The organism is Oscillochloris sp. ZM17-4, from assembly GCF_019599295.1.
Lineage (GTDB): Bacteria > Chloroflexota > Chloroflexia > Chloroflexales > Chloroflexaceae > Oscillochloris.
The window spans coordinates 24,857-34,695 of sequence record NZ_JAIEWN010000004.1; the positions used below are offsets into that span (position 1 = coordinate 24,857).

The following is a 9,839-nucleotide window of genomic DNA, read 5'->3' on the forward strand; positions in this document are numbered from 1 at the left end:
AGAAGTACCGCTGTCACGCTGAGCCCTTCGACTGCGCTCAGGGTACACGCAGCGAAGCGTCCCGGCCGAGACCCTTCGCTCCGCCTGCGGCTCTGCTCAGGGTGACAGAAATGCGGCATGTTCATCAGGAATTGGTTTGACACGCGCGGAGGCATCCCATGTCGATGAAGCATCGTCCCCCCCGGCGCCGCGCTGGCGTCGGCGCATCCATCCTGATCGCGCTCGCCCTGACCCTGGTCTCCTTCAGCTTCCCGGCCCCGCCGCCGGCCCGCGCCGCCGGGGTGATCTATGTCGTGCCCGGCGGCACGGGCGACGGCTCCTCGTGGGCGCAGGGCCAAGACCTGGCCGCCGCGCTGGCCGCCGCCGTCAGCGGCGATGAGCTGTGGGTCGCGGCGGGCACCTACACGCCGACCACCGGCACCGATCGCACCGCCACCTTCCAGCTCAAGAGCGGCGTGGCGATCTATGGCGGCTTCGCCGGAACCGAGACCGCCCGCGACGAGCGCAACTGGGCGGCCAATGTGGTCACGCTGAGCGGTGATATTGGCGCCGCCGGCAATGCCGACAACAGCTACCACGTCGTTACCGGGGCGAGCAACGCCACCCTCGACGGGGTGACGATCAGCGGGGGCAATGCGAACGGTGGAGGGATGAATAGTAATGGCGGCGGGATGCTGAACATCTCCAGTAGCCTGATGCTGAGCAATATCACCTTCAGCAGCAACAGCGCCGCTGATCGCGGCGGCGGTCTGTACAACTCCTCCAGCAGCCCGACGCTGACGAATATTACCTTCAGCGGCAACAATGCCCTGGTCGGAGGCGGGATGGGCAATGCAGGCAGTAACCCAACGCTGACCAATGTCATCTTCAGCAGCAACAGTGCCACCAGTCAGGGCGGCGGTCTGTACAATGAGTCCAGCAGCCCGACGCTGATCAATAGCATTTTCAGCGGCAACAGCTCTGCCTGGATCGGCGGCGGTCTGTCCAATGGCGGCGGCAGCCCGACGCTGCGCAATGTCACTATCAGCGGCAATAGCGCCAGCACCGCCGGCGGTGGGATGAGTAACCTTTCCTCCGCCAACCCGCAGATCTATAACAGCATCATCTGGGGCAACACGGCGCCCAGCGGCGCCACGCTCTACAATAACACGTCTACACCCAGCATCAGCTTCAGTCTGGTGCAGTACTCGGGCGGCAGCGCGGCATGGAATAGCGCCTTTGGCACGAATGGTGGCGGCAACCTCGATACTGACCCGCTGTTTGTAGATGCGGGCGCTGACAACCTGCGCCTCCTGTCCGGCTCGCCGGCGATCGATGTCGGGAATAACGCGCTCGTTATCGCCGCCACCGATCTGGATGGGAACCCGCGCATTGTCGGCAGCGCAGTGGATATGGGTTCCTACGAGTACGGGCGTGTGCGCTATGTATCGGCGAGCGCCGTAGGTGCCAACGATGGCAGCTCATGGGCCAACGCCTACACCGATTTGCAGAGTGCCCTGGCCGCCGCCAGCGGCGAGGATATCTGGGTCGCGGCGGGCACCTACAAGCCGACCACCGGCGCAGATCGCAACGCCACCTTCCAGCTCAAGAGCGGCGTGGCGATCTACGGCGGCTTCGCCGGGACGGAGACCGCCCGCGACCAGCGCGACTGGGCGGCCAATCTGGTCACGCTGAGCGGCGATCTGCTTGGTAACGACAATGGCACCATCGCTGACACAGAGCCGACCCGGGCCGACAACAGCTGCCACGTTGTCAGATCGTCGAGCGTTAGTGCTACCGCTATCCTCGACGGGGTGACGATCAGCGGGGGCAATGCCAATTGTGGTGCCTGGCCAGGCTATCTCGGCGGCGGGATGTTCAACGTTACCAACGGCAGCCCGACATTGAGCAATGTGACCTTCAGCGGCAACAGTGCCAACATTGGCAGCGGGATGACCAACTACTCCGGCAGCAGCCCGATAGTGAGCAACGTGATCTTCAGCGGCAACAGCGCCTCCGGCTACGCCGGCGCGATGTACAACAACTACAGCAGCCCAACGCTGAGCAATGTGGCCATCAGCGGTAACAGCGGCGGGATATCCAACACCGTCAGCAGCCCGACGATTCGCAACAGTATCATCTGGGGCAACGGGTATGCGATTGGTGGCTCTGCCGCCTCGGTGAGCTACAGCCTGATCGAGGGTGGGTATGCGGGTACTGGAAATCTGGATATCGATCCGCTGTTTATAAATGCGAGCGGCGGCGACCTGCGCCTGCGGCTCAGCTCGCCGGCGATCAATGCGGGCAATAACGCCGTGACAAACCCCGCCCTCCCGGCAACCGACATGGACGGCCAGCCGCGCGTCTTCGCCAACACTGTGGATATGGGCGCCTATGAGGTGCAAGCCCCGGTGGTCAGCCGAATCATGCGCGCCGGGAGCGACCCCACCAACGCCGCCAGCGTCAGCTTCCTGGTCAGCTTCGACCTGCCGGTCAGCGGGGTGGACAGCAGCGATTTCAGCCTGACCACGACCGGCGGGCAGAGCGGGGCCAGCATTACGCTGGTGAGCGGCGGCGGCAGCAGCTGGTTCGTGACCGTGGCGACGGTTGATAATGCCAGTGGGACGATCCGGCTCGACCTGATCGATAACGACACGATCATCGCGGGGGCGTTTGGTGTGCTGGGCGGCGCTGGCACGGTCGGCAGCCCCGGCGATGCCAGCTTCGCCCGTGGCGAGGTCTACACCGTCGATCGGCAGGCTCCGACGCTCAGCCTGAATGCCCCAGCGACGATCACCCTGGCCAACCGGGCCAGCTACCCGATCAGCGGCAGCTGCACTAGTGGGGATAACCCTGTGCATGTGGTGCTGGCAGGCGTCAGTGGCGACATAGCCTGTAGCGCCGGGAGCTTCAGCGGCAGCCTTAATCTCCAGGGCAGTGTGATCGAAGGCAGCAACTACAGCCTCAGCGCCAGCCAGACTGATGCGGCGGGCAACCTCGGCAACGCCCCCGGCCAGGCTGCGCTGGCTCAGACCATCGCCAGCCAGCCGGCCAGCCAGGCGATTGTCTCTGGGATGAGCGCCACCCTGAGCGTCAGCACCACCGACGCCGGGCCATACAGCTACCAGTGGTACCGGGGCGGCAGCGGCGATACCAGCGCCCCGGTGGGCGCCAACAGCCCCCGATTCACCACCCCGGCGCTCACCGCCGATACCACCTACTGGGTGCGGATCAGCCACTCCAATGGGAGTGTCGCGAGCAACACGGCGACGGTCAGCCTGAACCCGCTGATCACCGCCCAGCCGCAGAGCCAGACTATTACCCTTGGCGGCAGCGCCACCATCACCGTTACCGCCAGCAGCCTGACGCCAATGAGCTATCAGTGGTATCAGGGCAGCAGCGGTGATACAAGTACCCCGGTTGGCACCGACAGCCTCAGCTTCACCACCCCGGCGCTCAGCGCAGACACCAGCTACTGGGTCCGCATCACCAACACCAACGGCAGCACCGACAGCCAGAGCGCGCGCGTAACCCTCGGGGCCAGCGTCAGCGTGGGCACCTCTGGCCAGCTCTCAGCGGTCAGCCCGACCGGCTTTGTCCTCACCCGCGACATCACATCGACCAGCCCGCTCACGGTCAGCTTCACCCTGGCAGGCAATGCGACACCCGACGACGATTACGAGATAACCGGCGCAACGCCCGTCGGCGGCCACTACAGCGCGGTCATCCCCGCCAGCATCTCCAGCGTCACCGTCACCATCAGCCTCAAGCCCGTGGCGACAGTCGGGCGAACGGTGGCGATCAGCCTCACGGTCGATCCTGCCTACGCTATCGGCGATCCATCCAGTGCTCACCTGAACATCCTGCCCGTCATAACCGTCTCCGCCAGCGGCAACCCCTCGCGTCACGGCCCGGTTCCCGGCACGTTCACCCTGACCTGTCCGGGCTGCCAGCAGCTCAGCGCGCCGCTCAGCGTGGGCTTTGCCCTCGGCGGCAGCGCCGCCTATGGGAGCGACTATGCGCTCACTGGCCCAGCCGGCTACGCCCCTGGGCCGGGCGGCGGCAGTGTCACATTCACTCCGCAGACAACCAGCATCTCGCTGGTGCTTACGCCGACCGCGAGCAGCCAGGATGGGGAAACGGTCAGCCTGACCCTCAGCGATGGCGCAGGCTACGTGCCGGGCAAGCCCGCCGACGCGGCCCTGGCGATCGACGGCACCCCGCCGCCGCCCTGGCTCGTTCTGCTCTACCTGGCCGGCGATGATGGCGATCCGCAGACGGGTAAGCAGAGTCTGACCCCCGCGCTGCTCTCGCTGATCACCGCGTTAGATGGCATGCCCTATAACCCGAACATGCGCCTGGTGGTGCTCTATGATGGGAACGCCAATGGCGACTCGCGCATCTATGTGCGCGAGCAGCTCAATCTGCGCGACGTCACCGACGAGGTGCGCGGATCGTCGCTCTGGTACGATGGCTTCCCGGCCGATAATGAGCTTGACACCGGCTCGGTCATCACGCTGCAGAACTTCATCCGCTGGGCCAGAACGACTTACCCCGGCTCAACCCATACCATGCTCTCGATCGTTGACCACGGCGGCGGCTGGGCTCCTGATCTCAGCGCCACCTCGCAATATAACAGCGGAGAACCTGATAATCCCCAGCCCGGCGGGCTCCGCGGCATGAGCGTCGACTGGCGCAGCGGCAACGCGCTCTCGACCCGCGACACCGGCGAGGTGTTGCGCGGCCTGGGCGCGCTGGGCCGCTTCGATCTGATCTTCTTCGACGCCTGCCTGATGGGCATGGTCGAGAGCGCCTACGAGGTCGCGCCCTACACCAGCTACCTGGTGGCCGGCGAGAACCTGCTCTGGGCGAAATTCCCCTACGAGCAGTATTTTGACCCTGCTCGCCTCACCGCGACGCTCGGCCCGCGCGCGCTGGCCGAGCTGATCGTCGAGCTGTACAACCAGCCGCTCACCTATGATGCGCAGGGCGTGATCACCAACCCCTTTGTCATCGCAGCGATCGACACGGCCCAGCTCAGCAGCCTGGCGAACGCAGTCAGGCAGATGGCGATCGACCTGCTTGATGCGGTGAATGCTGATGGAGGGACAGCCCAGACCCTCCAGGCTACCACTGACCTGCAGGCAACAGTGCCGGAGATTGAGGGCAAGATCCGCAGCGCCTACGCCAACGCCCAGAAGTTCGACTATGATGCAAACCTGCGGATCGATCAGACCGATGGCTATGTTGATCTCGCCCACCTGGCCCAGATGCTAGAGGAGCAGCATATCAGCGCTGCGGTGGACAGCAGCGCCCAGGACGTACACGATCTCATCCTTCAGAGCGTGGTCATCACGGCATCGAAGACGCTCACAGGCCGCTACTCAAAGTTCCCTGAGTGGGACTTCAGCAATGCCACCGGCCTGTCGATCTATATGCCGATCGGCGAGCGCGACTGCCGACCGACTGGGCCGATCCGCACGACGACGACCGCCCCCGGAGCAATCTGGCCATGCACGGTGCCGCTGTCCGCTGTCGGCGAGCCGGTAGCCGAGTGGCAGCTAGACTACTACGGCCGACCGCAGCAGCTCAGCTTCAGCGCCGACGTTCCCGAGTGGGCCGCGCTGCTCAAGCTGCTCGACCCCGCGACCCCGGAGCGAGTCGGCGGCCCCTATGGCGTGCCTATCCCGCTCGGCGCACAGACGCAGATCTACCTGCCGGTCGTGATGAACCGCTACTTCGATCCGGTCAGCGCGCCCGACCTGGCGATCACCGGCGTCGAGGTGCTGCCGGCCCAGCCGAGCGTCGGCCAGGCCGCCGAGCTGCGGGTGACGATCACGAACCGCGGCACCCGCGCGGCGGTCGCGCCCTTCTGGGTCGACCTGTACGTCGACCCGCTCACGCCGCCCGAGGTCAACCAGGTCTGGTCGGATCTCAGCTCGACCGGGGTGAGCTGGCGCGTGTACGGGCTGGGGGCCGGCCAGAGCAAGGTGCTGAGCAGCCTGCTCCCGAACGACCCGCAGGCCCCCGGCACGAACTACTCGGACTTCCGCGCCTTTGTGCAGGCTGGCCCGCGCCAGATCTACGCGCTGGTCGACGCCTTCGCAGGAGGATCGCCCACTGGCGCGATCGACGAGGCCGATGAGACGAATAACCGCTTTGGGCCGCTGACCGTCAACGTGGCCCCATAAAACCAGGGTGGGTCTCCGCGAGGGCGTCGCCCGCGCGGAGACCCACCCTATGATATGAAGGCGCGAGCAGTGCCCGCCACCAGCCTCAGGATCTCAGCGCCTCAATCGCCCGGCTCAGTGATCTAGTTCTCCACCCGGTGGAAGGTCTCGGCCATCGGCAGGCCGTAGGGCTCGCCGCGCTCGGCGGCCCATGTGCGGATGCGCTCGGCCAGCTTGGTCTGGTCGGTGCCGAGCTGGCTGACGTGGCAGGCCAGGGCGGCCAGCTTCTGCTCGATCGTCGCGCTGATGTCCACGGCGTGGTTGATCAGCGGGGCGCCGACCACGTACAGCTCCTTGACCCGGCTGGGCGGGAATCCCTCGGCCATCAGCTCGGGGAAGTCCCAGGGGTTCTGGGCGGCCGGGTAGAGGGCGGCCATGGTGGCCTGGGCGGCGGCCAGGTGGTCGGGGTGGAAGCGGCCGATCATGTACTGCGGCTCCCAGACCCGGTCGGGCGACTGGCAGACCAGGCGGTAGGCGCGGGTGCGGCGGATCTGGCGCACGATCTCGCGGCGCAGCTCCAGGGTGGGGGCCAGCTCGCCGTCGGGGTAGTCGAGGAAGACGACCTCGTGGATGCCGAGGGCCTTGGCGGCGGCGGCCTGCTCCTGCTTGCGGGTGGCGGTCATCTGGCGGCGGATCTCGGTGCGCACATCGGTGGCCTCGTCCGGCCCGCCGGAGGAGCCGTCGGTGCAGATCACCAGCGTCACCTGCCAGCCGTCGTTGGCCCAGGCGGCGATCGTGCCGCCGCAGCCGAACTCGGCGTCGTCGGGGTGGGCCACCACCACCAGGGCCGTCTTGCGGTCGTTCTCCTGCTCGCTCATGGTTGGGAGTCCCCTATCTTCAGATTGCAGATTGCAGATTGCAGATTGCAGATTGCAGATTGCGCCTCGTGCTCGGGGCGCTGCAACCTGCAATCACATAGAACATAGTCTAACACGGTTCACGCCTCGATCAGCTCGGGCGTCCCCACGCCGCGCGACATCATGCGCTGGAAGGCCTCGCGCTGCGCGGCGGTGCCGAGGGCGGCCACCTGATCGCCGGCCAGCAGCAGCGTCTCGGGGCCGGGGTTGCTGATCAGCGCGCCGGCGCGCAGCACCGCCACGATCGAGGCCCCGGTGCGCTGGCGGATGGCGCTCGCGCCGATGCTCCCCCCGGCCAGGGGCGAGCCCTCGGGCAGGTCGAACCAGTCGATCTCCAGCGAGCGGCGGGCGCGGCGCAGCTGGCCGAGCATGGCCGCGCTCTCGTGGGGGGCCTCGATCGGGCGGTAGTGCTCCCTGCGCACGCCGTCGCTGAGCCGCTCGATCTCGGCGGGCGCGAAGTCGAGGTGCAGCAGCACCTGGCGGGCCATCTCCAGGCCGGCCTCGAACTCGGGCTGCACCACCTCGTGGATGCCCAGCTCGTGCAGCACCTCCAGCTGGCCGAGCTGGGTCGCCCTGGCCACAATATGCAGCCCCGGGCTGAGCCGGCGGCACTCGCGCACGATCAGCTCGGCGTCGATCGCCGCCGAGACCGCCACGAGCAGCAGGCGCGCGCGCTGCACCCCGGCCGCCTCCAGCACCACCGGGCTGCCGGCGTCGCCGTAGATCGCCGCCTGGCCGTCGCGCCGCAGCTCGTCCATGAGCCGGGAGTCGCGCTCGATCACCACGCTCGGCAGGTCCAGCCGGCGCAGCAGGTCGGCGGTGTAGCGACCGACCCGGCCGTAGCCGGCGATGATGATGTGGCCGCTCAGCTCCTCCTCGGCGAGGGGCGCGACGGGCGGCGCGGGCGCGCCGCGCCAGCGCCGCAGCAGGGCGTAGGCCGGCGCGCTCAGCCCGGAGACGAAGGGCGTCAGCAGCATGGTGGTGAGCGCCGCCGCCAGCAGCAGGCTGTACTGGTCGGCGCTGATCGCATCGACGCCCACGGCGGCGCGGGCCAGCACAAAGGCGAACTCGCCGATCTGGAAGAGGCCGAGCCCCACCGCCAGCGGGGCCTCGCCCCGGTAGCCGAAGCCGCGCACCACCCCGGCGAAGATCAGGGCCTTTCCCAGGCTCACCGCCACAACCAGCAGCAGGATCGGCCCCACGTTCGCCAGTAGGAAGGCCGGGTCGAGCAGCATGCCCACCGAGACGAAGAACAGCATCCCGAAGACATCGCGCAGCGGCACGATGTCGCTCAGCGCCTGGTGGCTGTAGTCCGACTCGCTGAGGACCATGCCGGCCACGAAGGCCCCGAAGGCGAAGGAGAGGCCGGCCAGGTAGGTGGCGTAGCTGGCCCCCAGGCCAATGGCCATGATCGTGATCAGGAACAGCTCGCGCGAGCCCCAGGCGGCGATCCGCTTGAGCAGGGCCGGGATCACCCGCGTGCCGACGAAGATCATCGTCGCCAGGAACAGCCCGGCGCGCAGCAGGGCCCAGCCGAGCTGCGGCAGCCCCGCGCCCAGGTCGGCCAGCTCGGGCAGGATGATCAGCAGCGGGACGACGGCCAGGTCCTGCACGATCAGCATGCCCAGCATCACCCGGCTGTCGAGGCTGCCCAGGGCGCCGCGGGCCATGAGCGTCTTGAGGATCACCATCGTGCTGGAGAGCGCGATCATCGCGCCCAGCCAGAGCGAGGCGTAGGGCGACCAGCCGAGCAGCAGGCCGAGGCCGTAGCCGAGGCCGATCGTCAGCAGCAGCTGGATGGGCGCGCCGAGAAAGGCCACCCAGCGCACGTTGGCCAGCTTGCCGAAGCTGAACTCCAGGCCGAGGGCGAAGAGCAGCAGGGCCACCCCGATCTCGGCCAGCAGCTCGATGTCGTGGATATCGCCGACGGTCGGCCCGCCGGTGTAGGGGCCGACGAGGATGCCGGCCACGATATAGCCCAGGATGAGCGGCTGCCCGAGGCGCTGGGCCACAAAGCCGCCCATGAGGGCGGCGACGAGGATGATCGCGATGTCTGCGGCAATGCCCACTGGCGCTCCTTTCGGCGGCCCTGCCCCGCCGTCACGAGGAAAGCCGCCCTAGTGCAGTTTCAAGCGCCCTAGCGTTATCTATCGCCCAACATCGTGGGCGCCGAGGACGCGCCGCAGGGCCGGCAGGGCCACCCGGATCGCCTGGGCCTCATCCTCGCTCAGGCAGCTGAGCAGCGGCGTGATCTGCTGGAGCGCCCGCTCGCGGGCCAGGGCGAAGGCGTCGCGCCCGCGGTCCGTCACCTCCAGCAGGTGCTGCCGCCGGTCGTGCGGGTGCGGCGTGCGCTCCAGCCAGCCGCGCTCGACCAGGTCGTTGGCCAGGACGCAGAGCGCCTGCGGGCTCACGTGCTGCTGCCGGGCGATCGCGCTCAGCGTCTGCGGCCCGCCGTCGAGCTCGGTCAGCAGCCGCAGCTGGGCCACGCTCGCCGAGCCGCCCACCTCGCGGCGCACCTCGGCGGCGATGATCCGGTTGAGCTGGGGCAGGACGGCCAGCAGATCCTGCGCGATGGGATCGAGGGTTGGACGAATCATGGTATCCTGTAAGTATCTTGATATTCAAGATACTTGAAGATATCCCTCATGTCAAGGGATGCAGGTAGTGCCCAGGTCGGTGTAACGTCCTGGGCTGCGCCCAGACACTGCTTTTTCGTGGGTGGTTGGCGGCTTTGCCGCCAACCACCCACGAAAAAACCTGTTAGCGCGAATAC

The 9,839-nt window shown here is 67.4% G+C and carries 5 protein-coding genes; 1 reads left to right on the forward strand and 4 read right to left on the reverse strand.

The window, feature by feature from the left end; genetic code table 11:
* Window positions 1-158 precede the first annotated feature (158 nt).
* A complete protein-coding gene (locus K2Z83_RS05060) occupies window positions 159-6,170 on the forward strand; it encodes a clostripain-related cysteine peptidase (protein ID WP_220594099.1) in 6,012 nt (2,003 codons plus the stop codon).
* Between the two features lie 122 nt (window positions 6,171-6,292).
* On the opposite strand, the gene K2Z83_RS05065 is transcribed toward K2Z83_RS05060, so the two are convergent.
* The 4 genes from K2Z83_RS05065 to K2Z83_RS05080 all read right to left on the reverse strand — a co-directional run.
* Complete coding sequence (locus K2Z83_RS05065; RefSeq protein WP_220594100.1) at window positions 6,293-7,027, reverse strand: PIG-L deacetylase family protein; 735 nt, start codon at window positions 7,025-7,027, stop codon at window positions 6,293-6,295.
* A 119-nt stretch (window positions 7,028-7,146) separates the two neighbouring features.
* Window positions 7,147-9,135: a cation:proton antiporter gene (locus K2Z83_RS29785; protein ID WP_220594101.1), complete on the reverse strand. Its 1,989-nt coding sequence runs from the start codon at window positions 9,133-9,135 to the stop codon at window positions 7,147-7,149.
* 78 nt (window positions 9,136-9,213) lie between these two features.
* Complete coding sequence (locus tag K2Z83_RS05075; protein ID WP_220594102.1) at window positions 9,214-9,663, reverse strand: MarR family winged helix-turn-helix transcriptional regulator; 450 nt, start codon at window positions 9,661-9,663, stop codon at window positions 9,214-9,216.
* Window positions 9,660-9,839 (reverse strand): hypothetical protein (locus tag K2Z83_RS05080; protein ID WP_220594103.1); only part of this gene is annotated, 180 nt, incomplete at its 5' end. The genes K2Z83_RS05080 and K2Z83_RS05075, both read right to left, overlap by 4 nt.

Excerpts from the sequence above, each read along its gene's own strand:
- K2Z83_RS05075 (WP_220594102.1), bottom strand. The coding sequence starts at position 9,663 with ATGATTCGTCCAACCCTCGATCCCATCGCGCAGGATCTGCTGGCCGTC.
- K2Z83_RS05065 (WP_220594100.1), bottom strand. The coding sequence starts at position 7,027 with ATGAGCGAGCAGGAGAACGACCGCAAGACGGCCCTGGTGGTGGTGGCC.
- K2Z83_RS05060 (WP_220594099.1), top strand. The coding sequence starts at position 159 with ATGTCGATGAAGCATCGTCCCCCCCGGCGCCGCGCTGGCGTCGGCGCA.